The 21,980-nt window shown below is 68.1% G+C and carries 17 protein-coding genes; 14 read left to right on the top strand and 3 right to left on the bottom strand.

The annotated features are described in order from the left end of the window. Positions 1 to 88 precede the first annotated feature (88 nt). The 6 genes from FHT36_RS05720 to FHT36_RS05695 all read left to right on the top strand — a co-directional run bounded on the left by FHT36_RS05720 (position 89) and on the right by FHT36_RS05695 (position 8,577). Positions 89 to 1,999: an extracellular solute-binding protein gene (locus tag FHT36_RS05720; RefSeq protein ID WP_169121572.1), complete on the top strand. Its 1,911-nt coding sequence runs from the start codon at positions 89 to 91 to the stop codon at positions 1,997 to 1,999. Then, positions 1,996 to 3,891 carry an extracellular solute-binding protein gene (locus FHT36_RS05715; protein ID WP_169121571.1) on the top strand — a complete coding sequence of 632 codons (1,896 nt, stop codon included), beginning with the start codon at positions 1,996 to 1,998 and terminating at the stop codon, positions 3,889 to 3,891. Before FHT36_RS05720 ends, FHT36_RS05715 begins: the two co-directional genes overlap by 4 nt. A 96-nt stretch (positions 3,892 to 3,987) precedes the next feature. Next, a complete protein-coding gene (locus FHT36_RS05710; RefSeq protein ID WP_024277367.1) occupies positions 3,988 to 5,100 on the top strand; it encodes a microcin C ABC transporter permease YejB in 1,113 nt (370 codons plus the stop codon). 3 nt (positions 5,101 to 5,103) lie between these two features. Continuing rightward, positions 5,104 to 6,312: an ABC transporter permease gene (locus tag FHT36_RS05705; protein ID WP_246702061.1), complete on the top strand. Its 1,209-nt coding sequence runs from the start codon at positions 5,104 to 5,106 to the stop codon at positions 6,310 to 6,312. Positions 6,313 to 6,322: 10 nt separating this feature from the next. Then, the gene (locus FHT36_RS05700) at positions 6,323 to 7,960 is read left to right on the top strand and encodes an ABC transporter ATP-binding protein (RefSeq protein ID WP_169121570.1); all 1,638 of its coding nucleotides are present in this window, start codon (positions 6,323 to 6,325) and stop codon (positions 7,958 to 7,960) included. A 5-nt stretch (positions 7,961 to 7,965) separates the two neighbouring features. Then, positions 7,966 to 8,577: an NUDIX domain-containing protein gene (locus tag FHT36_RS05695; protein ID WP_169121569.1), complete on the top strand. Its 612-nt coding sequence runs from the start codon at positions 7,966 to 7,968 to the stop codon at positions 8,575 to 8,577. 202 nt (positions 8,578 to 8,779) lie between these two features. Here the strand turns inward: FHT36_RS05695 and FHT36_RS05690 are convergent, their stop codons facing one another. Beyond that, positions 8,780 to 9,643, bottom strand: a complete 864-nt coding sequence (locus FHT36_RS05690; protein ID WP_407077059.1) for a creatininase family protein — start codon at positions 9,641 to 9,643, stop codon at positions 8,780 to 8,782. 188 nt (positions 9,644 to 9,831) lie between these two features. Between FHT36_RS05690 and FHT36_RS05685 the strand changes: the two genes are divergently transcribed. The 4 genes from FHT36_RS05685 to FHT36_RS05670 all read left to right on the top strand — a co-directional run bounded on the left by FHT36_RS05685 (position 9,832) and on the right by FHT36_RS05670 (position 14,548). Next, positions 9,832 to 13,179: a helicase-related protein gene (locus FHT36_RS05685; RefSeq protein WP_210257600.1), complete on the top strand. Its 3,348-nt coding sequence runs from the start codon at positions 9,832 to 9,834 to the stop codon at positions 13,177 to 13,179. Between the two features lie 14 nt (positions 13,180 to 13,193). Beyond that, positions 13,194 to 13,469, top strand: coding sequence for an RNA-binding S4 domain-containing protein (locus FHT36_RS05680; RefSeq protein WP_169121567.1), 276 nt, complete (start codon positions 13,194 to 13,196; stop codon positions 13,467 to 13,469). 106 nt (positions 13,470 to 13,575) lie between these two features. Beyond that, the gene (fdxA, locus tag FHT36_RS05675; protein ID WP_024277374.1) at positions 13,576 to 13,911 is read left to right on the top strand and encodes a ferredoxin FdxA; all 336 of its coding nucleotides are present in this window, start codon (positions 13,576 to 13,578) and stop codon (positions 13,909 to 13,911) included. Between the two features lie 133 nt (positions 13,912 to 14,044). Further along, positions 14,045 to 14,548 (top strand): hypothetical protein, encoded by a 504-nt coding sequence (locus tag FHT36_RS05670; RefSeq protein ID WP_169121566.1) that lies wholly within the window; start codon positions 14,045 to 14,047, stop codon positions 14,546 to 14,548. A gap of 6 nt (positions 14,549 to 14,554) precedes the next feature. Here FHT36_RS05670 and FHT36_RS05665 read toward each other — a convergent pair whose 3' ends face one another. Together FHT36_RS05665 and FHT36_RS05660 are read right to left on the bottom strand one after the other, a co-directional pair. Next, positions 14,555 to 15,022 (bottom strand): hypothetical protein, encoded by a 468-nt coding sequence (locus FHT36_RS05665; RefSeq protein WP_169121565.1) that lies wholly within the window; start codon positions 15,020 to 15,022, stop codon positions 14,555 to 14,557. A 131-nt stretch (positions 15,023 to 15,153) separates the two neighbouring features. Further along, positions 15,154 to 15,813 (bottom strand): glutathione S-transferase family protein, encoded by a 660-nt coding sequence (locus tag FHT36_RS05660; protein WP_169121564.1) that lies wholly within the window; start codon positions 15,811 to 15,813, stop codon positions 15,154 to 15,156. A gap of 87 nt (positions 15,814 to 15,900) precedes the next feature. Here FHT36_RS05660 and FHT36_RS05655 point away from each other — a divergent pair, with 87 nt between their 5' ends. From FHT36_RS05655 to dapD, 4 genes are all read left to right on the top strand, one after another. Further along, positions 15,901 to 16,863 carry a YafY family protein gene (locus FHT36_RS05655; protein ID WP_169121563.1) on the top strand — a complete coding sequence of 321 codons (963 nt, stop codon included), beginning with the start codon at positions 15,901 to 15,903 and terminating at the stop codon, positions 16,861 to 16,863. A gap of 237 nt (positions 16,864 to 17,100) precedes the next feature. After that, positions 17,101 to 18,993, top strand: a complete 1,893-nt coding sequence (locus tag FHT36_RS05650; protein WP_169121562.1) for an autotransporter domain-containing protein — start codon at positions 17,101 to 17,103, stop codon at positions 18,991 to 18,993. A 118-nt stretch (positions 18,994 to 19,111) separates the two neighbouring features. Next, positions 19,112 to 20,719 carry a peptide chain release factor 3 gene (locus tag FHT36_RS05645; protein ID WP_169121561.1) on the top strand — a complete coding sequence of 536 codons (1,608 nt, stop codon included), beginning with the start codon at positions 19,112 to 19,114 and terminating at the stop codon, positions 20,717 to 20,719. A 57-nt stretch (positions 20,720 to 20,776) separates the two neighbouring features. After that, complete coding sequence (gene dapD / locus FHT36_RS05640; protein ID WP_169121560.1) at positions 20,777 to 21,625, top strand: 2,3,4,5-tetrahydropyridine-2,6-dicarboxylate N-succinyltransferase; 849 nt, start codon at positions 20,777 to 20,779, stop codon at positions 21,623 to 21,625. The last annotated feature ends 355 nt before the right edge of the window (positions 21,626 to 21,980 follow it).

Here is a 21,980-nt window from a genome sequence, read left to right as displayed (position 1 = left end):
CCGCCTGTCGCTGCCATGTTTCTGCCGTCGCGGCGGGTGCCATAATCGGCTATTCCCGGATCGAAGCGCGATCCAACCGGAGTTGCCGATGCTTGCGTCCCTCGCCCGCCGCTTTGCCCTCGCCGCCGCGCTGAGCCTTGCCTTCGCGGCGCCCGGCCGCAGCGCGGAGGAGGCGAAACCGGCGCCGGACCCGGCCGCTCCCGCCTCCGCGACCACACCCGCCACGCCGGTTTTCAAGCACGGCCTGTCGCTGATGGGCGAGCCGGCCTATCCGGCCGGCTTTCCCCATTTCAAATATGTGAATCCCAACGCCCCCAAGGGCGGCCTGCTGCGCCTCGCCGAGGATGGCACGTTCGACAGCTTCAATTTCGTGGTGCCGCGCGGCACGCCCGTGGCCGGCATCAATTTGATCTACGACACGCTCATGGTTCCCGCATCCGACGAGGTGGCGAGCGAGTACGGGCTGATCGCCGAGGGGGTAAGCTACCCGGCGGACTTCTCCTCCGTCACCTACCGCATCCGGGCGGATGCGTGCTGGCATGACGGCAAGCCGATCACCCCCGAGGACGTGGTGTTCTCCTTCGAGGCGCTGACCAAGAACAACCCCAACCAGCGCTTCTATTACAGCCACGTCACCAAGGCCGAGAAGACCGGCGACCGGGACGTGACCTTCACCTTCGACCAGGCCGGAAACCGCGAGCTGCCGCAGATCGTCGGCCAGCTCACCATCCTGCCCAAGCACTGGTGGACCGGCACGGACGCCAACGGCAAGCCTCGCGACATCGCGCAGGGCTCGCTGGAAGTGCCGCTGGGATCGGGGGCCTATCGCGTCAAGAGCTTCATCGCCGGCCGCTCCATCACCTATGAGCGGGTGAAGGACTATTGGGCGAAGGACCTCAACGTGAACGTCGGAAAGGATAATTTCGACGAGATGCGCTACGAGTATTTCCGCGACGACACGGTGATGCTCGAAGCCTTCAAGGCCGACCAGTATGATTTCCGCGTGGAATCCTCGGCCAAGAACTGGGCGACCGCCTATGATTTCCCCGCCCGCGCCGATGGCCGCGTGGTACTGGAGATGTTCGAGAACCGGTCATCCGGCGTGATGCAGGCCTTCATTCCCAACCTGCGCCGCGACAAGTTCAAGGACCCGCGCGTGCGCCGCGCGCTGAACTATGCGCTCGATTTCGAGGGCATGAACCACACCCTGTTCTTCGGCCAGTACAAGCGCACCAACTCCTTCTTCTCCGGCACCGAGCTTGCCTCCTCCGGCCTGCCGCAAGGCCGCGAGTTGGAGATCCTCAACAGCGTGAAGGACAAGGTGCCGCCGCAGGTGTTCACCACCGCCTACACCAATCCCGAAAGCGGATCGGAAGAGGCGCGGCGGGCGAACCTGCGCGAGGCGGCGCGGCTGTTCAAGGAGGCCGGCTACGAGGTGAAGAACCGCAAGCTGGTGAACGCCAAGGGCGAGCCCTTCACCATCGAGTTCCTGCTCTCCAGCCCCGCCATGGAGCGCGTGGCGGTGTTCTATCGCCCGGCGCTGGAACGTCTCGGCATCGAGGTGAGCATCCGCATGGTGGACACCTCGCAATACATCAACCGCGTGCGCTCGCGCGATTACGACATCATCGTCTCCGGCTGGGGACAGTCGCTGTCGCCGGGCAACGAGCAGCGCGAATTCTGGGGCTCGGAGGCCGCCGACCGGGACGGCTCGCGCAACCTCGCGGGCATCAAGGACCCGGCGGTGGACGCGCTGATCGAGAAGGTGATCTACGCCTCCGATCGCGCCGACCTCGTCGCCGCCACCCATGCGCTCGACCGCGTGCTCCTGTGGAACGAATACGTCATCCCCGCCTGGGGGCTGAACTATACCCGCACGGCGCGCTGGGACCGCTTCGCCCACCCGGCGCAGCTGCCCACCTATTCCTTCGCCTTCCCCGACATCTGGTGGTTTGATCCGGTCAAGGCGTCGAAGACCGGCGCAGGAGCGGGCAAATGAGCCTCACCCGCCGCACGCTGCTGGCGTCCTCCTGCGCGCTCCTCGTGCCCGCTCTGGCCCGGGCGCAAGGCGCGGCCCCGCCGTCGGCGGCAGAGTCCGCGGCAGGGGAGGGGGGCACGTCCGCCGCCGCGGTGGAGCGGCACGGCATCTCCTTCTTCGGCGACCTGAGATATCCGGCGAACTTCACCCACTTCGACTATGTGAACCCGGACGCGCCCAAGGGCGGCCCCTTCTCCCAGCTTGGCCGGGCCACTTACTATAACCAGTCGCTCACCACCTTCGACACGCTGAACCCCTACAACCAGCGGGGCAACGGCGCGCAGGGCATCGAGCTGATCTACGATACCCTGATGACCGCCGCCGGCGACGAGAAGAGCGCCATGTACGGCCGGCTCGCCTCCTCCGTGGTCATCGCGGACGAGGGGCTCACCTACCGCTTCAAGCTCAGGCGCGAGGCGCGCTTCCACGACGGCACGCCGCTGACCTCGGCGGACGTGGTGGCGACCTTCGAGGCGTTCAAGGCGGAGGGTTACGAGACCATCCGCATGGCGCTGCGCGACGTCACCTCATTCGAGGCGGACGGGCCGAATGAGGTGGTGTTCCGCTTCAAGCCGGGCCGCGCGCGGGACGTGCCGCTGACGGTGGCGGGGCTGCCCATCTTCTCCAAGGCGTTCCTGGCCAAGCACCCCTTCGGTCAGTCCTCGCTGGAAGTGCCCATGGGCTCGGGGCCGTACCGCATCGGCCGCTTCGAGCAGGGGCGCTATATCGAGTACAATCGCGTGCCCACCTATTGGGGCCGCGATTTGCCGGTGATGAAGGGTCGCTTCAACTTCGATCAGGTGCGCTACGAATATTTCCGCGACCGGGTGGCCGGCCTCGAGGGCTTCAAGGCGAAGGCCTATCTCTTCCGCGAGGAGTTCACCGCGCGCGAATGGGCCACCGGCTACGATTTCCCCGCCGTGCGCGAGGGCCGGGTGAAGGTGGAGACGCTGCCGGACGAGAGCTTCTCCGGCGTGCAGGGCTGGTTCTTCAACACCCGCCGTCCGAAATTCTTCGACCGCCGCGTGCGTGAGGCGCTCGGGCTCCTGTTCGATTTCGACTGGACCCGCAAGAACCTGATGTATGACAGCTACACCCGCACCGTCTCCTTCTTCCAGAATTCGGAGATGATGGCGCAGGGCCTGCCCTCGCCGGCGGAGCTGAAGCTGCTCGATCCCTTCCGCGACCGCCTGCCGGAGGAAGTCTTCGGCGAGCCCTACGTGCCGCCCCAGTCCGATGGCTCCGGAGAGGACCGCAATTTGCGCCGGCTCGCCCTCAACCTCCTCAAGGAGGCGGGCTACACCGTGCAGCAGGGCCGCCTCGTGGACGCCAAGGGCGAGGCCTTCACCATGGAGTTCCTCGACAGCGACGGCAGCATGGAGCGCCACACCGCCCGCTTCATCGGCCATCTGAAGAAGGTGGGCATCGAGGCCTCCTTCCGCATCGTGGACCCGGCCCAGTTCCAGCAGCGGCTGCAGAATTTCGACTTTGACCTCGTGGTGCGCCGCTACAGTTTCGCGCCCTATCCGGGGGACGAACTGCGCGCCTATTTCTCCACCGAGGCGGCGCGCACGCGCGGCTCCTACAATGTGGCGGGTATCGCCGACCCGGCGGTGGACGGCCTCATCAACGATGCGCTGGCCGCCGCCGATGCGGCCGCTCTCGTCACCGCCTGCCGGGCGCTGGACCGGGTGCTCAGGGCCGGCCGCTACTGGATTCCCCAGTGGTATTCGGGCCAGAACCGCATCGCCTACTGGAACCAGTTCGCCCACCCGGCCACCAAGCCGCGCTACGAGCTGGGCGTGCTCGACACCTGGTGGAGCACCGGAACCGAGCCCGCCCGTGGCGGCTGAGGGGGCGCGCCGGATGGATTATTCTTCATGTGAAGCGGCAACCTTTTCCCGCCAGAATGGTCTAGCCTCACCAGACGTGCCGCAACGGGAAACCTGATGCTCGCCTACATCGTCCGCCGCATCGCCCTCATGGTGCCGACCATTCTCGGCATCATGCTGGTGTCGTTCGTGGTCATCCAGTTCGCCCCCGGCGGACCGGTGGAGCGCGTGATCGCGCAGCTGACCGGCGAGGACGTCTCCGCCACCTCCCGCGTCTCCGGCGGCGGCAGCGATTTCAGCGGCGCGGGCGCGGCGGCGCAGGCGGGGGCGGCGGCGGAGATGTCGTCCAAGTATCGCGGCGCCCAGGGCCTCGACCCGGCCTTCATCAAGGAGCTGGAGAAGCAGTTCGGCTTCGACAAGCCACCCCACGAGCGCTTCCTGAAGATGATCACGGACTATGCCACCTTCAACTTCGGCAAGTCCTATTTCCGCGACATCTCGGTGCTGGAGCTGATCGGCGAGAAGATGCCCGTCTCCATCTCCCTCGGCCTGTGGATGACGCTCATCACATATCTCATCTCCATCCCGCTCGGCATCGGCAAGGCCATGCGCGACGGCTCGCGCTTCGATGTGTGGACCTCGGCGGTCATCATCGTCGGCTATGCCATCCCGTCCTTCCTGTTCGCTATCCTGCTCATCATCCTGTTCGCCGGCGGCTCCTTCCTCGATCTGTTCCCGCTGCGCGGCCTCACCTCCGAGAATTTCTGGCAGATGAGCTGGCCCGAGCGCATCGCCGACTATGCCTGGCACCTCGTGCTGCCGCTCACCTCCATGGTGCTCGGCGCCTTCGCCACCATGACGCTGCTCACCAAGAACTCGTTCCTGGAAGAGATCCGCAAGCAATACGTCACCACAGCGCGCATGAAGGGCCTGTCCGAGAGCCGGGTGCTCTACGGCCACGTGTTCAGGAATGCCATGCTGATCGTCATCGCCGGCTTCCCCAGCGCCTTCATCGCCGCCTTCTTCTCCGGCTCGCTGCTGATCGAGACCATCTTCTCGCTGGACGGCCTCGGCCTGCTCGGCTTCGAGAGCGTGCTCAACCGCGATTATCCCGTCGTGTTCGCCACCCTCTATATCTTCTCGCTGGCGGGGCTCATCGTCGGCCTCATCTCGGACCTCACCTACATGCTGGTCGATCCCCGGATCGACTTCGAGACGCGGGAGGTCTGAGCCATGGATGCCGTCCCCGTGCTCCAGCCCGGCGCGCCCACCGATGTGCCCGCCGCCCGCGACACCGCCCATGGCCCGCTGCCGCCTCCGGGCGAGAGCAAGCCGAAGGGCCGCTTCGCCCTCTCGCCGCTCAACCGGCGGCGGCTGGCGAATTTCCGCGGCAATGGGCGCGGCTACTGGTCGTTCGTGGTGTTCATGGTGCTGTTCGTGCTCAGCCTGGGCGCCGAGTTCATCGCCAACGACAAGCCCATTCTCGTCTCCTATGACGGCGGCTATTACTTCCCCGTTTTCCGCGCCTATCCGGAGACCGCGTTCGGCGGCGACTTCGAGACGGACGCGGACTATCGCGACCCCTTCCTTCAGAAGCTGATCGCGGAGAAGGGCGGCTGGATGGTGTGGCCCTTCATCCGCTTCTCCTATTCCACCCACAATCTGGACCTGCCCACCCCCGCGCCCTCGCCGCCCACCTGGATGCTCACCGAGGCCCAGTGCAAGGCGGCGGCGGAGAAGAAGGGTGTGTCCGGCTGCGCCGGGCTGGAGATGAACTGGCTCGGCACGGACGACCAGGGCCGCGACGTGGTGGCCCGCCTCATCTACGGCTTCCGCATCTCCGTGCTGTTCGGCCTCGCGCTCACCATCGTCTCGTCCGTGGTGGGCGTGGGGGCGGGCGCGGTGCAGGGCTATTTCGGCGGCTGGGTGGACTTGCTGTTCCAGCGCTTCATCGAGATCTGGACGGCCATCCCCTCGCTCTATCTCCTGCTCATCATCTCCTCGGTGCTGGTGCCCGGCTTCTGGGTGCTGCTCGGCATCCTGCTTTTGTTCTCCTGGGTGTCGCTGGTGGGGCTGGTGCGCGCCGAATTCCTGCGCGCGCGCAATTTCGAATACGTGCAGGCGGCGCGGGCGCTCGGGGTCGGCAACCTCACCATAATGACGCGGCACATGCTGCCCAACGCCATGGTGGCGACGCTGACCATGCTGCCCTTCATCCTGTCATCCTCGGTGATGACGCTGACCGCGCTGGACTTCCTCGGCTTCGGCCTGCCCCCCGGCTCACCCTCGCTGGGCGAGTTGCTCTCGCAGGGCAAGAACAACATCCAGGCGCCGTGGCTCGGCCTCACCGGCTTCTTCACCGTGGCGGTGATGCTAAGCCTGCTCATCTTCGTCGGCGAGGCGGTGCGCGACGCCTTCGATCCGCGCAAGACGTTCGGGTGAGGGGGAAACCATGACCGCTGAACCCCTCCTCTCCGTCCGCGACCTCTCCGTCGCCTTCCGCCGTGGCGATGGCGCGCCGCCGGCGCTGGCGGTGAAGACCGTGTCGTTCGAGCTCGCCAAGGGCGAGACTTTGGCCCTCGTGGGCGAATCCGGCTCCGGCAAGTCCGTCACGGCGCTGTCGGTGCTGAAGCTTCTGCCCTATCCCTCGGCGAGCCACCCTTCGGGCGAGATCCTGTTCAAGGGGCGCGACCTCCTCACCGTCTCCGAGAGGGAATTGCGCGGCATCCGCGGCAACAACATCACCATGGTGTTCCAGGAGCCCATGAGCTCGCTGAACCCGCTCCACACCATCGAGCGGCAGGTGGGGGAGATGCTGATCCTCCATCGTGGCATGTCCGGCCATGCCGCCCGCGCCCGCACGCTGGAGCTGCTCGCCGAGGTGGGCATCCCCCAGCCGGAGGAGCGGCTCTCCGCCTATCCGCACCAATTGTCCGGCGGCCAGCGCCAGCGCGTGATGATCGCCATGGCGCTGGCCAACGAGCCGGACCTGCTCATCGCGGACGAGCCCACCACGGCGCTGGACGTGACCGTGCAGGCGCAGATCCTGAAGCTGCTGAAGGAGCTTCAGGCGCGGCTCGGCATGGCCATGCTGTTCATCACCCATGACCTCGGCATCGTGCGCAAGATCGCCGACCGGGTGTGCGTGATGCAGAAGGGCGAGATCGTGGAACAGGGCGGGGCGGAGGAGACCTTCCAGCATCCGCGCCACCCCTACACGCAGGCGCTGCTAAAGGCCGAGCCCAAGCCCGACCCGGCCCCCATCGCGCCCGACGCCCCCCTCGTGATGGAAGCGAACGACCTCAAGGTCTATTTCCCCATCAAGCGCGGCATCCTGCGCAAGACGGTGGGGCATGTGAAGGCGGTGGACGGGGTGTCCATCGCCATCCGCCGCGGCGAGACGCTGGGCGTGGTGGGCGAATCGGGCTCGGGCAAGACCACGCTCGGACTCGCGCTGCTGCGGCTCATCTCCAGCGCCGGGCCCATCGCCTTTCTCGGCAAGCCCATCGATGCCCTGAGCTTCAAGGCCATGCGGCCGCTGCGCTCGGACCTCCAGATCGTGTTCCAGGACCCCTTCGGCGCGCTCTCGCCGCGCATGTCGGTGGCGGAGATCGTGGGGGAGGGGCTACTGGTCCACCAGCGCCAGCTCTCGGCGGACGAGCGGGACGCGCGGGTGGTGGCAGCACTCGCCGACGTGGGGCTCGATCCCGAGACGCGGCACCGCTATCCGCACGAATTCTCCGGCGGCCAGCGCCAGCGCATCTCCATCGCCCGCGCCATGGCGCTGGAGCCCTCCTTCGTGGTGCTGGACGAGCCCACCAGCGCCCTCGACATGATCGTGCAGGCGCAGATCGTCGACCTGCTGCGGGCGCTGCAGAAGAAGCGCGACCTCACCTTCATGTTCATTTCCCACGATCTGCGCGTGGTCTCGGCGCTGGCGAGCCGCATCCTCGTCATGCGCAACGGCAAGATGGTGGAGGAGGGGCCGGCGCACGACGTGTTCGAGCATCCCCGGGAGGATTACACCCGCGCCTTGTTCGCGGCCGCCTTCAATCTCGACGCCACCGGCCACGGCGTGGTGCGCCAGTGACGGTGATGGAAGATCGCCCCGCGCGCGTGGACGTGGAAGGCCCCGAGCTGCTGGCCAAGGGCTTCCGCCCCTATGAGCGCTACCGCCTTGTGCTGCACCATGCGGACGGCACCAGCGACCATCAGGTGCGCGACATCGTGCGCGGTGGGAAGGTGATTGCCGTGCTGGGTTACGATCCCGAGCGCGACCTGGTGGTGTTGATCCGCCAGTTCCGCCTGTCCGCGCACCTTTCCAGCAACCGGGGCGATCTGGTGGAGATCGTCGCCGGCATGGTGGAGCCGGGCGAGGCGCTGGAGGACGCGGCCCGGCGCGAATGCGTGGAGGAGGCGGGCGTCGCGCCCCGCGCGCTGCTCCCCATCCTGACCTTCACGCCCAGCCCCGGCATCACGGACGAGCTGGCCTTCATCTTTCTCGGCGTCCTCGATGCCTCCCGCCTGCCGGAGCGGGCGGGGTCGCGGGAGGAGACGGAGATGACGCAGCCCTTCGCGCTGCCAGTGGACGAGGCCCTCGCCGCGATCGCCGAGGGGCGCTGCCTCAACGGCGTGCTGATCCTCGCCTTGCAGTGGCTGGCGCTCAACCGCGCGCGGCTGCCGGAGTTGATCAAGGCGGCTCAGTGATAGGTCGCCAGTCGGCGCGCCTTTTTCGCCGTCATGCCCGGGCTTGTCCCGGGCATCCACGTCGAGCCGCTGGTGCACCGGCTTGGAAGGGGGCTCCCGGCCCAACCACGTGGATGGCCGGGACAAGCCCGGCCATGACGGTCTGTGTGGGCTGGAGAAGCAAACGCGGGTCTCAGGGATGGTTTCCGCGCATCCCCCACCCTCACGCATGCGGCTCCAGCCGCGCCAGATCGAACGCCGCCACGTCCTTCAGCAGCTCCACGAAGGCGCGGGAGCCGTATTCGAAGGCGGCCTCGCCCTTCAGCGCGGTGGCGTGGGTGGCGTCGCCCATGGCGCCGTCGGGGCTGAGATCCTCCGCCAGCCAGCCGAAGCCGACGGGGTGGTTGGCGCGCAGGCGCTGGAACTCGCTCTCCATGGCGATGGAATAGGGCGGGAACGGCCCGGCGTGGCTCATGTCCACCAGTTCGGGGCGGAAGGCCAGCATCAGTGAGGTCTCGATCTCCCCGCCATGGATGCCGTGCGCCCGCTCGTGGTCGGAGAACAGGCCCACGGGGTAGCCGAAGCGGTGCATGGAGCAGGTGACGGCCAGCATCTTGTGGTCCACCCGCAGCGTGCGCGCCACGAGGTCGATCACCGGCACGTTTCCGCCATGGGTGTTCATGAGCACGAGGCGGCGCACGCCGGCGCGGGCGAGGCTGCGGCCCAGATCCACCCAGGCGGCGATGGCGGTGGCGGGCGAAAGCGTGAGCGTGCCGGCGAACGAGATGTGCTCGTCGGACTTGCCCACCGCCTGGACCGGCAGGAACACCGCATCCACCTCGCGCGGCACCATGAAGGCGATGCGCTCCACATAACCCTCGGCGATGAACAGGTCGGTGCCCAGCGGCAGATGGGGGCCATGCTGCTCCACGGCGGCGACGGGCAGGACGGCGACCATGCGGGTCTTGTCGAGCGCTGCGAGTGCCGGTGAGGAAAGTTCAGCCCATTTCAGAAACACCGTCCGCCTCCACGCCCCCCGGCGCGTGCTGCCGCGCCACCCTACCTCCATGGGAAGGAAAAGCCGCATGATGTCAAGGGTCTGGGAGGTGGCGCCGGCGGCGCGGGCGCCCAGCAGGGGAACGGCCCGTGAACCGCGGCCGCGACGTGATTCGGTCTCGCCCCGTTCGCCGATTGTCCGCCGGCCCCCTTTCGCCATGGCCCTCCCGTCCCGATATGATACAGGACACCTCCTTTAAGTGGATTGCGCCTGAGCCGATGGACGACGTCACCCGATGGGCCGTGCTGCCGCGCAATCTGAGGGCGCGGGGGGTGAGCGCGGTTCTTGGCCCGACCAATACGGGCAAGACCCACCTCGCCATCGAGCGGATGCTCGGCCATGAGAGCGGCATCATCGGCCTGCCGCTGCGCCTGCTCGCGCGCGAGGTCTACCAGCGCATCGTCGACCGTGTGGGCGCGGAGAACGTCGCCCTCATCACCGGCGAGGAGAAGATCAAGCCCAAAGGGCGCCACGGGGCGGGCCCGCGCTACTGGGTCTCCACCGTGGAGGCCATGCCGCGCGATCTCGACGTGGCCTTCGTCGCCATCGACGAAATCCAGCTCGCCACCGACCTCGACCGCGGCCATGTCTTCACCGACCGCATCCTGAACCGGCGCGGCCGGCACGAGACGCTGCTGCTCGGCTCGGCCACCATGCGCCCGCTGGTGGAAAAGCTCATTCCCGGCGTGAACGTGGTGGTGCGCCCGCGCCTCTCCACCCTCACCTTCGCCGGTGAGCGCAAGATTTCCCGCCTGCCGCGCCGCTCGGCCATCGTCGCCTTCTCGGCGGACGAGGTCTATTCCATCGCCGAGTTCATCCGCCGCCAGCGGGGCGGGGCGGCGGTGGTGATGGGCGCGCTCTCGCCACGCACCCGCAATGCCCAGGTGGAGCTCTACCAGTCCGGCGACGTGGACTATCTGGTGGCCACCGACGCCATCGGCATGGGCCTCAACCTCGACGTGGACCATGTGGCCTTCGCCTCGGACCGGAAGTTCGACGGTTGGCAGTATCGCAAGCTCAATCCCTCCGAGATGGCGCAGATCGCCGGGCGCGCCGGGCGCGCGACGCGGGACGGCACGTTCGGCACGACGGGGCGTTGTCCACCGTTCGAGGAGGAACTGGTCTCGCGGCTGGAGGAACATGTGTTCGACACTGCGAAGGTGTTGCAATGGCGCAACGCCGTCGCGGATTTCCAGTCTCCCACCGCGCTCCTCGCCTCCCTTTCGCGCCTGCCGAAGGAGGAGGGCCTGACCCGCGCGCCCACCGCCGATGACGTTGCGGTGCTTGAAATCATGAGCCGGGACATGGAGGTGACGGGTCGTCTCGACGGCGCTGCCGACGTGGAACGGCTGTGGGATGCCTGCCAGGTGCCGGACTATCGCAAGGTGTCCCCGGGCGCCCATGCGGAGCTGGTGGGAACCCTTTTCGGGCACATAAAAGGGGGTGGCCGCATCCCCGATGACTGGTTCGCGCGTCAAATCGCCTTGACCGATCGCGCAGAAGGCGACATCGACACGTTGTCGAACCGGATTGCGCAGGTGAGGACCCTCACCTTCGTTGCGAACCGGCCCGACTGGCTCAGGGATCCGGAGCACTGGCAAGGCGTCACGAGAGGGGTCGAGGACAAGCTGTCGGATGCGTTGCACGAAAGGCTAGCCCAGCGTTTCGTGGATCGGCGGACCAGCGTGCTCATGCGGCGCCTGCGAGAGAACACGATGCTCGAAACTGAAATCAGCAAGACCGGTGACGTTACCGTCGAAGGCCACGTCATCGGCCACCTCCACGGCTTCCAGTTCGCACCCGACCCCGCAGCCGCGGCCGGGGGCGAGGAGGCCAAGGCATTGCGCGCCGCCGCCCAGCAGGCACTGGCCGGCGAGATCGAGCAGCGCGCCCAGCGCCTGTCGCAGGCGGTGGACGAAGCCTTCGTCCTCACCTTCGATGGCACCATCCGCTGGACGGGCGAGGCGGTGGCCAAGCTCATCCCCGGCGACGAGGTGCTGAAGCCGCGCTTCAAGATCATCGCCGACGAGCATCTCACCGGCCCGGCCCGCGACCAGGTGGAGGCGCGCCTCACCCTGTGGGTGGCCGCCCATATCGAGAAGCTACTCGGCCCGCTGATGAAGCTCGGCACCGCCGAGGACATCACCGGCATCGCCCGCGGCATCGCCTTCCAGATCGTCGAGAGTCTCGGCGTGCTGGAGCGCGCCCGCGTCGCCGACGAGGTGAAGGGGCTGGACCAGGCCGCCCGCGCCACGCTGCGCGGCCATGGCGTGCGCTTCGGCGCCCATCACATCTATCTGCCGGCTTTGCTGAAGCCCGCCCCGCGCGCGCTGGCGGCGGAGCTTTATGCGCTGAAGCACGGCGGCCTCGCCCAGAAGGGCCTCGACGAGCTGCCCCACCTCGCCGCCTCCGGCCGCACGTCGATCCCGGTGGACCACGAGGTGCAGAAGGGGCTCTATCGTGCCGTCGGCTTCCGCGTGTGCGGCGAGCGTGCGGTGCGCGTGGACATTCTGGAGCGGCTTGCCGACCTCATCCGTCCGGCGCTGGCGTGGCGGCCCAACTCCCCCGGCCCCAAGCCGGCCGGGGCGGTGGATGGTCGTGGCTTCACTGTCACCGTGGGCATGACCTCGCTGGCCGGCTGCTCGGGGGAGGATTTCGCCTCCATCCTGAAGTCGCTGGGCTACCGCATGGAGCGCCGCCTCCCGCCGCCGCCGGAGGCCGAGGCCCCCGCCGCCGCGCCGGAAGCGGCCCCTGCGGAACTCGCCCCGCTGCCGGAAGGCGCCATCGAGGCCGACCTGCTGTTCGACGCCCCCGCGGAAGCGCCGGCGGCCGAGCCTGTCGGCGAGGATGCCGATGCGCCGGCCGAATCGGTGGACGAGGCCCCCGCTGACGAAGTGGCTGCTGATGAGGCGCCCTCTGACGAGGCGCCCGCCGACGTGGTTCTTGCCGATGCGGCCGAGGCCGAGGCTGCCGCCGAGGCGGTCGAGGTGTCCGGCGATCCCACCGCGGCGGAAGTCGCGGCCGAGGTGGAGACATCTGCTGCCCCCGGTGGCCCCGAGGCCATCGAAGGTGCCGTCGAGGTGTTGGCCGAAGCTGCCGAGGCTGCTGCCGCCGATGCCGCTCCCGCCGAGCCCGAGATGATCGAGGTGTGGCGTCCCGGCCGTCCGCCCGGCGCGCCGCGTCGCGAGCGTCCGGCCGGCGAAGGCCGCCGCTTCGGCGATCGTCCCGGCGGCGAGCGTGGCGAGCGCGGTGGCGAGAAGGGGGGTGGTCGCGGCGAGCGTCGCGATGGCCGTCCGCCCCACCGCCGTCCCGAGCATGCCCCCGCCGAGGCCGGTGCGCCCGAGGGCGAGCGCGCGCCGCGCCCGCCGCGCGGTGATCGTCCGTTCCGCGGGCCGCGCGAGAACGAGGGCAACCGCGAGCATCGCGGCCCCCGTCCCGAGCAGCGCGCCGACAATCGTCCGGCCCATCAGGAACGCCGCCGCGAGAAGCCGGCCGATCCCGACAGCCCCTTCGCCGCCCTCGCCGCGCTCAAGGCGCGGATGGAGGCGGAGAAGAAGGGCGGCTGATCCAAGGGCGCGCCATGTCCGATCCGGCGGAGCGACAGAGGCTCGACCGCTGGATCTGGCATGCCCGGGTCGTCCGCAGCCGGGAATCGGCCGCGGACCTCGTGCGCTCCGGCCATGTGCGGCTCGACGGCGCACGGGTCACCAGCCCCGGCCACATGGTGCGGGCGGGGCAGGTGCTCACCATCGCCCTCGACCGGCAGGTGCGGGTGCTGCGGGTGACAGCCTTTGCGGAACGCCGGGGAGATGCTACATCCGCCCTCGCGCTTTTCGAAGAAATAACAGAAGCGTGACGGGGATTGGGGGCTGCGGCGCGCGCAGTTTTAACGGCCTGTGACCTGCCGCCGCTTGCGTGGCGCGTGCGCGTGCGCTACCCGAGCCCCTCGAAAGGGATTGCCCATGACCTACGTCGTCACCGAGAACTGCATCCGCTGCAAATACATGGATTGCGTGTCCGTGTGCCCGGTGGACTGTTTCTACGAGGGCGAGAACATGCTCGTCATCCACCCCGACGAGTGCATCGACTGCGGCGTCTGCGAGCCGGAATGCCCGGCCGAGGCCATCAAGCCGGATGCCGAGCCGGGGCTGGAGAAATGGCTCGCGCTCAATGCCGAATACGCCAAGACCTGGCCCAACATCACCCTGAAGCGCGACGCCCCCGCCGACGCCAAGGAATGGGACGGCAAGCCCGGCAAGGAAGAGCTGTTCTCCCCGGAACCCGGCCAGGGCGACTGAGCGGACGTGCGGCGGGACGGCCAGAGTGCGTCCCGATCCTGTCCGGTCGACATACAATGCGAGCGATACCCAACCGCGGCCACAACGGTGGTCGCCACGGGTATCGGCCATTACGGGCGCGCTGTGCCTTGCGATGGTGCTCGTTGTCTTTTTCGAGCTGAACGCCGCTGCGGTCCTGCTGGCGTTTCCGGTCCTCGGCTTCCTGGCCAGCGCGATGATCGCGGTTCCGATCCTCTTGTGGAGACGACGTCCCCGTCAGGCGCTGGCCTGCATCCTTGGCGTCTCAGCCGTGCTCGCCACCCTGTTCGGTCTGCCCGCCGTTGGTGCAGCCGCGCAGACCTTCTGGTTTCGCGTCCACCTTCCCCGCTATGAGCGGATGATTGACGAGGCGCGCGCCAAACGCCCGGCATCGCCTGTCCGGCTGGTTCTGGAATGGCGCGACCTGTCCCTGTTCGTGACGGCGACGCTCATCGAAGTGGTCGTCTATGACGAGACCGATGGTGTCCGGACCGACCCCTGCCCGGTGCTTGATCGCAAGAGTTGCCCCGTTGCGCCGGGCGGTCACGTCAAGGCCGGGAGCATGGACTTGTCTGTCGAGCCCATCGAGGGGCACTTCTACAGGGTCACCGAGAGCTGATCCCCCTCAGGGCAGCGCTTCCAGCTGGAAATATTGCGAGAGCACCAGCTTGCCGTCGGCGTCCAGATAGGCGCGGCCGAACTTGGCGGCCTGCAGCCTGTCGGTCTCCTGATAGATGGTGCCTCCCAGCGGGGGCAAAGCGTTGGGGCGGGCGCAGGGAATGTCGAGCGTCACCTTCTGCCCGACCGAGTAGGCCGTGCCGCGCTCCACCAGCTTCACCGTTCCCGTCACCCCGCAGGTGCCGAACGCGCGCGGCGTGATCGCCACCGATTCCACCTCCAGCACGATGACGCTCTTCGCCCCGTCGCGGGCGGTGGCATAGACCTGCGGCGACATCAGCGCCAGCGCCGGCGCCGCGCCGCCGAGGAGCAGCAGGCCGGCGACGGCGGCGTTGCGGAGGCTCTTGCGGAGGGAGCGGCGGAGCGCTTGCGGCGCGGACCCCGCGACGCATCTGTGGTCCGTCCTGTGATCCATTCGATCCTCCCGCCCGATTATCGCCCGTGCCGTCAGCATCCGATGCGGCACCCTGCGCTTCTTGCGGTCAGTTCTGGAGCGATTTCCGTCCTTTTGCAAAGACGCCTTTCGCAGGGGAGGGGGCCGGCCGCTCAGCCGGGCAATGCTGCGGCATCGACCGCCTGCTGGTGCTCGGCGGCAAGCTTTGCGTCCAGCTCCGCCACCTTCAGAGCCGCCGGACGCTCGATAATGCGCCGGACGTAATCGGCGATCACGGGCGTCTCCGGCACCAGCTTGAACATCACGCCCCAGTGGAAGGCGTTGCCCCAGAGGATATCGGCCGCCGTGCAGTGGTCGCCGAGGAGATAGGGCTTGCCGGTCAGCTCGCGCGTCACGGTGTCGAGCATGGTCTCGAAGTCGCCATAGGGGCACATGGAGGCCGGGCCGGCCTCGCGCTCCAGAGCCCGGTCCATGAGGGCGGGCTCGTAGCAGGCGGCGTAATAGACCAGCCAGCGCAAATACGCCCCCCGGCCCGGCGCGCCGATGGCGGGCGCAAGGCCGGCCTCGGGGAAGGCGTCGGCGAGATGGATGAAGATCGCCACCTGTTCGGTGACGAGTTCGCCCCGGTGCAGGATGGCCGGCACCTTCCCCATGGGATTGATGGCGAGATAGGGCGGCTGGCGCTGCTCTCCGGCCTTCATGTTGAGCACATGGAGGCGGTAGGGCGCGCCCAGCTCCTCCAGCAGGGTGAGCGCGCAGGAGGCGCGGGTGTTGGGCGAGAAGAACAGGGTGACGGTGTCGTCGGCGGTCATGGAAGCTCCTGTCGTCAGCACGTGTGACGCCACCCCTCTAACCGGCCAAGGCTGACATCTTCTGTCAGGTTTGCTAGCACTCTTCCCATGCGTGCCAGCCGTCTCCTGTCGATCCTCATGGTGCTCCAGGCCCGCGGGGCGGTCACCGCCCAGGCCCTCGCGGAGGAATGCGAGGTTTCGCTGCGCACCATCTATCGCGACATCGACGCCCTGAGCGCCGCCGGCGTGCCGGTTTATGCCGAGCGCGGCGCGGGCGGCGGCTACCGGCTGCTGGAAGGCTATCGCACGCGGCTGAACGGCCTTTCCGCGCAGGAGGCGCAGGCGCTGTTCCTCTCCGGCCTCGGCGAGGCGGCAACCGCGCTGGGCCTCGGCGCGGTGCTGGCCGCGGCGCAGACCAAGCTCACCGCCGGCCTGCCCGCCAACCTGCGCAGCGCCGCCGCCCGCATGCGCGCGCGCTTCCACCTCGATGCGCCCGGCTGGTTCTATGAGGCGGAGGAGCCGCCCTTCCTCCAGGCTGTCGCCGCGGCGGCGTGGGAGCAGCACCTCATCGAGATCCGCTACCAGTCGTGGCGGGCGGAGAAACGCCGGCGCGTCGCGCCGCTCGGCCTCGTGCTGAAAAGCGGCGCCTGGTACCTGGTCGGCTCCGTCGAGGGCAGCGTGCGGACCTATCGCATCGGCCGCATCCGGGAGCTGGAACCCCTTGCCGAGCGGTTCGAGCCGCCTGTCGGCTTCGACCTTGCCGCCTGGTGGGGCGAGAGCACATGGCGGCTGGAGGCGGAGATGTACCCGAACCGGGCGACGGTGCGCCTCTCGCCCCTCGGCCTGCGCATGCTGGAGCACGTCACCCCCAGCTTCTCGCGGGCGGGCATGGTGGTGGGGGAGCCGGACGCCGAGGGCTGGCGGATCGTCACGCTGCGGGTCGGCTCGCTCTGGGAGGCCTCGAGCGAGCTGATGCGCTTCGGCGCGGAGGCGGAAGTGCTGGAGCCGCCGGAATTGCGGGCGCGCGTGATGCAGACGCTGGAGCAGATGCGGCAGCGCTACACGCCCTGAGCGAGGCGTGGCCTTGTCCGCGATTCAGACGTGTCCGGCCGGGCCTCCGCCGCCCGCCCCGGCGACGCTGGGGTGTGTCGGTACGGCATCACATCGCCGAAATTGAACAAGCGGCAGCTTGGCCTGGTGGAAACACGACCTTGGCCGTGGTCCTCTGCGGCGGGATCGGGCGGTATCCTCTCACAGTCTGGCGGGGACCATCGCCCTTCCAAGGGGGCTGCCTTGGGGGGACACAGCATGATTTCACGTTCGTCGATTGCCCTTGCCGCGTTGCTTTCAACCGTCTCGTTCGGCGCGCTGGAGACCGCCCAAGCGCACGAATTCTCCAGTTTCTACGTGTTCGGCGACAGCCTGAGCGACGCGGGAACCTATTACGTGGTGATCGACGGCCAGCTCCAGTCGGTGCGGTTCACGGTGAACCCCGGCCAGGTGTGGGACATGCGGGTGGGCGAGCATTACGGCTTCGACGTCTCGCCCTATCTCGCCATCGACACGGTGAACGGCACCAGCACGGTGGTGGGCGGCAACAATTACGCCCAGGGCGGCGCCTGCGTGGATTCGGGCTACGCCATCCCCAAGTGCCTGGCCTACAAGTATAATACCCTCGGCGAGACGCAGCAGCTCGAGGCCTATCTCGATTCCACCGGCGGCGTGGCCCGGCCGAACGCCCTCTATTCCATGTGGGCGGGCGCCAACGACATCTTCACCCAGGCCATCCTGCTCGACCTCGGCGTCATCAGCGAGGAGAAGGCCATCGAGCATGTGGTGGCCGCCGCCAACCAGCACGTGGAAAACATCCACACGCTCTCGAAGGCCGGCGCGCGCTACATCATCGTGCCGAACCTGCCGGACATCTCCAAGGCGCCCGTCACCGGCGTGCTGCCCGAGGGGCCGTTCTTCAGCGCGGCCGTCACCGCCTACAACGCGACCCTCTACAAGGACCTGCGCCACCTCGGCGGCTCCAACATCATCTTCGTGGACGACTATGCGCTGGTGAACGAGGTGATCGCCAACCCGCACATGTACGGCTTCACCAACGTGACCGACCGGGCCTGCCAGCAGGAATTCTCCATCACCTGCACCACGAACACCCTCGTGGCCCCGAACGCGCAGAACGACTACCTCTTCGCCGACGTCGTGCATCCGACCCCCGCCGGCCATGCGCTGCTGGCTGAATACATCGAGTCCATCATCGATGCGCCCGGCCTCATCGGCATGCTGGCGGAAAGCCCGATCTATGTGGGCCGCGGCATCTACCGCACCCTCGACACCCGCATCGGCACGGGCACGCCCAAGGGCTTCCAGCTCTACACCAACATCGATTACAGCACCTACAGCCTCGACCCGACCCGCGACCATTCCGGCTCGGACGGCAGCGCCACGGCCGGCTATGTGGGCCTCGAATACGGCTTCGGCAACGGCATCAGCGTCGGCGCCCTGCTGAGCTTTGCCAGCGGCAGCTACAATTTCAGCGCGCTGAGCGGCGGCTACGACGCCGACATGTTCAACGGCACGATCTACGCCAATGCCCGCTTCGGCGGCGCCTTCGCCCAGCTCTCCGGCACCATCGGCTCCATCGACTACAATTCGATCCAGCGCCAGTTCGCGCTGGGCGCGTCCCTGCGCACCGACATGGGCAATACCAGCGGCGTCTATTACGGCGCCCGCCTCGCCACCGGCTACGACTTCACCTTCGGCCAGGCGACGCTCACGCCGCTGGCGCAGCTCACCTACCAGCAGGCGACGGTGGACGGCTACGCGGAGACCGCTGGCAATTCCAGCGCCATGTCGTTCGGCAACCAGCTACGCGAGCTGTTCTATGTGACCCTCGGCGGGCAGGCGAGCTATGCCTTCGTGGTGTCCGGCGTCACCATCCGCCCCAATGTGCAGGCGAGCTGGAACTACGACTTCCTGAACCAGGACCGCTCCGTCACCGCCGGCCTGCTCACCGCGCCCGTCACCTTCGCCATGCCGGTCTACCAGCCGGGCCGCTCGTGGACCAACCTCGCGGCGGGTCTCACGGTGGAGGCGGCCAACGGCCTGTCGTGCAACTTCACCGTGGGTGAGCAGCTCGGCCAGGACCAGGTGTCCAGCGCCTATGTGAACGGCGGCATCGTCTACAAGTTCTGAGGCTCAGGCCCCCGCCGGGGCCATTCTCACGGGATCGGGGTGCGGTGCGCGGCGCCGTGCCCCGATGCCGTTTCAACACGGCATTTCATGGCGCGCGATTTGCCCTTATAAGGCGCCCATGCTCGACCAGACGCCCAACGCCGCCCTCGCGGACCTGCCCGATTTTGCCCGCCGGCGCACCTTCGCCATCATCTCCCATCCGGACGCCGGCAAGACCACGCTGACGGAAAAGCTTCTGCTTGCCTCCGGCGCCATCCGCATGGCCGGCCACGTGAAGGCGCGCGGCGAGCGCCGCCGCACGCGGTCCGACTGGATGGAGATCGAGCAGCAGCGCGGCATTTCCGTCACCTCCTCGGTGATGACGTTCGAGCGCGACGGCATCGTCTTCAACCTGCTCGACACGCCCGGCCACTCGGACTTCTCCGAAGACACCTACCGCACCCTCTCGGCCGTGGACGCGGCGGTGATGGTGATCGACGCCGCCAAGGGCATCGAGAGCCAGACCCGCAAGCTGTTCGAAGTTTGCCGCCTGCGCGACATTCCCATCTTCACCTTCGTCAACAAGGTGGACCGGGAAAGCCTCGATCCCATCGCGCTGATGGACGAGGTGTCGTCCACTCTCGCGCTGGACCTTACCCCGCTCACCTGGCCCATCGGCATGGGCGTGGATTTTCGCGGCCTCATCGACATCGCCAACAAGCGCGCGCTGCTCGCCACCGAGCGCGGCGGCCCGCTGGTGCGCGAGGTGCCGTTCGAGACGCCGGAGGACCTCATCGGCCTCGACGGCGTGGAGGAGCGCATCCTCAACGAGGCGGTGGAGAGCCTGACGCTGGCGCTGGGCGTGCTGCCGCCGTTCGATCTCGCGGCCTTCCGTGAGGGCCATCTCTCGCCGGTCTATTTCGGCTCGGCGTTGAAGGAGGCGGGGGTGGCCGAACTGTTGTTCGGCCTCGGCTCCGTCGGCCCCAGCCCCCTGCCGCGCTCCGCCGCCGGCGACCGCACCGTGGAGCCGGCCGAGGATCTCGTCTCCGGCTTCGTCTTCAAGGTGCAGGCCAACATGGACCCGAACCACCGGGACCGCGTGGCCTTCGTGCGCCTGTGCTCCGGCCGCTTCAAGCGCGGCATGAAGCTGTTCAACCCGCGCGAGAAGCGCAACATGGCCATCGCCAACCCCATCTTCTTCTTCGCCCAGGAGCGCGAGACGGTGGACGAGGCGGTGGCCGGCGACATCATCGGCATTCCCAACCACGGCATGCTGCGCGTGGGCGACACCCTCTCCGAGGGCGAGAGCATCAAGTTCGAGGGCCTGCCGGACTTCGCCCCGGAAATCCTGCGCCGCGTGCTGCTCTCCGACCCCATGAAGGCCAAGCAGCTGCAGAAGGCGCTGCAGGACATGGCGGAAGAGGGCGTCGTACAGGTGCTCAAACCCGTCAGCGATCCCGCGCCCATCGTCGGCGTGGTCGGCACCCTCCAGCTCGACGTGCTCGCCGCGCGGCTGGAGAAGGAATACGGCGTGCCGATCCGCTACGAGACCACCTCCTTCGTCACCGCCCGCTGGATCGTCGGCGAGCGGACCGAGGTGGAGCGTTTCCTGGAACTCAACCGCTCCTCCACCGCGCGCGACCGCGACGACGCGCCGGTCTATCTCGCCCGCAGCCAGTGGGTGCTGGACCGCGCCATCGAGGAGTGGCCCAAGCTGAAGTTCGTGGCCGTCAAGGAACGCGCCTGATCCCTTTCCCGCACTGATATCCGGGCGCGTGCCGACGCTGCCCCACCGGAGGATGACATGACCGACGCCGCCCGCCTTTCCGCAATCATCGACGACGCCTTCGAGAAGCGCGCCGAGATCGGCTTTTCCACCACCGGCACCGTGCGCGACGCGGTGAACGAGGCCCTCACCCTCCTCGACAGCGGCGCCGCCCGTGTCGCCGAACAGGGCGCCAACGGCGCCTGGACGGTGAACCAGTGGCTCAAGAAGGCCGTTCTGCTCTCCTTCCGCCTGAACGACATGGAAGCCATTCCCGGCGGCCCCGGCGGCGCCCATTGGTGGGACAAGGTGCCCTCCAAGTTCGCCAACTGGGGTGAGACCGAGTTCCGCGCCGCCGGCTTCCGCGCGGTGCCCGGCGCCGTCGTGCGCCGCTCCGCCTTCATCGCCCCCAATGTGGTGCTGATGCCCTCCTTCGTGAATCTCGGTGCCCATGTGGGCGAGGGCACCATGGTGGACACCTGGGCCACGGTCGGCTCCTGCGCGCAGATCGGCAAGAACGTGCATCTCTCCGGCGGCGTCGGCATCGGCGGCGTGCTGGAGCCGCTCCAGGCCGGCCCGGTCATCATCGAGGACGACTGCTTCATCGGCGCCCGCTCCGAGGTGGTGGAAGGCGTGGTGGTGCGCCGCGGCTCCGTGCTCTCCATGGGCGTGTTCATCTCCGCCTCCACCAAGATCATCGACCGGCAGACCGGCGAAGTGTTCATCGGCGAGGTGCCGGCCTATTCCGTGGTGGTGCCCGGCGCGCTCCCCGGCAAGCCGCTGCCCGACGGCACGCCCGGCCCCTCGCTCTATTGCGCGGTGATCGTGAAGCGCGTGGACGAGCAGACCCGCTCCAAGACCTCCATCAACGACCTCCTGCGCGATTGAGATCGCGCCGGCCGGGGAGGGGCCACGGCGGTATTTGCCGCCGCCCTGCCGAGGCTGTGGCGCGGCGGATGCGACCTGTTGGCAAGGCGGAGATTCCGGCTTGCCAACCAAGGCCGAGCCGCTATATTCCGCCGCCTCGCCTGGATGCGACGCCCTCGCGGCACGCTCCCTTCCCCGAGCCTTCTTGGAGACGACCGGCGAGACCCGGCCCCGCCCCTGCGGCGATGGCTGGAAACAGGGGCGACGAGATTGCGGGCCTTCAACCAGCCCGCCACAAGATCGTAACCCCGGTGTTCCGCTTGCGCCCCGGTGCATGCGGCTGAAGAGATGACCGAGTGTTTGAAGGCGCACAGAT

Origin of the sequence: Xanthobacter sp. SG618 (assembly GCF_012932745.1) — a bacterium.
GTDB classification, from domain to species: Bacteria; Pseudomonadota; Alphaproteobacteria; order Rhizobiales; family Xanthobacteraceae; genus Xanthobacter; species Xanthobacter flavus.
The sequence above is the reverse complement of the archived record's forward strand: the minus strand, read 5'-3'. Positions and strand labels throughout refer to the sequence as shown.

Excerpts from the sequence above, each read along its gene's own strand:
- FHT36_RS05720 (WP_169121572.1), top strand. The coding sequence starts at position 89 with ATGCTTGCGTCCCTCGCCCGCCGCTTTGCCCTCGCCGCCGCGCTGAGC.
- FHT36_RS05715 (WP_169121571.1), top strand. The coding sequence starts at position 1,996 with ATGAGCCTCACCCGCCGCACGCTGCTGGCGTCCTCCTGCGCGCTCCTC.
- FHT36_RS05710 (WP_024277367.1), top strand. The coding sequence starts at position 3,988 with ATGCTCGCCTACATCGTCCGCCGCATCGCCCTCATGGTGCCGACCATT.
- FHT36_RS05705 (WP_246702061.1), top strand. The coding sequence starts at position 5,104 with ATGGATGCCGTCCCCGTGCTCCAGCCCGGCGCGCCCACCGATGTGCCC.
- FHT36_RS05700 (WP_169121570.1), top strand. The coding sequence starts at position 6,323 with ATGACCGCTGAACCCCTCCTCTCCGTCCGCGACCTCTCCGTCGCCTTC.
- FHT36_RS05695 (WP_169121569.1), top strand. The coding sequence starts at position 7,966 with ATGGAAGATCGCCCCGCGCGCGTGGACGTGGAAGGCCCCGAGCTGCTG.
- FHT36_RS05690 (WP_407077059.1), bottom strand. The coding sequence starts at position 9,643 with ATGCGGCTTTTCCTTCCCATGGAGGTAGGGTGGCGCGGCAGCACGCGC.
- FHT36_RS05685 (WP_210257600.1), top strand. The coding sequence starts at position 9,832 with ATGGACGACGTCACCCGATGGGCCGTGCTGCCGCGCAATCTGAGGGCG.
- FHT36_RS05680 (WP_169121567.1), top strand. The coding sequence starts at position 13,194 with ATGTCCGATCCGGCGGAGCGACAGAGGCTCGACCGCTGGATCTGGCAT.
- fdxA (WP_024277374.1), top strand. The coding sequence starts at position 13,576 with ATGACCTACGTCGTCACCGAGAACTGCATCCGCTGCAAATACATGGAT.
- FHT36_RS05670 (WP_169121566.1), top strand. The coding sequence starts at position 14,045 with ATGGTGCTCGTTGTCTTTTTCGAGCTGAACGCCGCTGCGGTCCTGCTG.
- FHT36_RS05665 (WP_169121565.1), bottom strand. The coding sequence starts at position 15,022 with ATGGATCACAGGACGGACCACAGATGCGTCGCGGGGTCCGCGCCGCAA.
- FHT36_RS05660 (WP_169121564.1), bottom strand. The coding sequence starts at position 15,813 with ATGACCGCCGACGACACCGTCACCCTGTTCTTCTCGCCCAACACCCGC.
- FHT36_RS05655 (WP_169121563.1), top strand. The coding sequence starts at position 15,901 with ATGCGTGCCAGCCGTCTCCTGTCGATCCTCATGGTGCTCCAGGCCCGC.
- FHT36_RS05650 (WP_169121562.1), top strand. The coding sequence starts at position 17,101 with ATGATTTCACGTTCGTCGATTGCCCTTGCCGCGTTGCTTTCAACCGTC.
- FHT36_RS05645 (WP_169121561.1), top strand. The coding sequence starts at position 19,112 with ATGCTCGACCAGACGCCCAACGCCGCCCTCGCGGACCTGCCCGATTTT.
- dapD (WP_169121560.1), top strand. The coding sequence starts at position 20,777 with ATGACCGACGCCGCCCGCCTTTCCGCAATCATCGACGACGCCTTCGAG.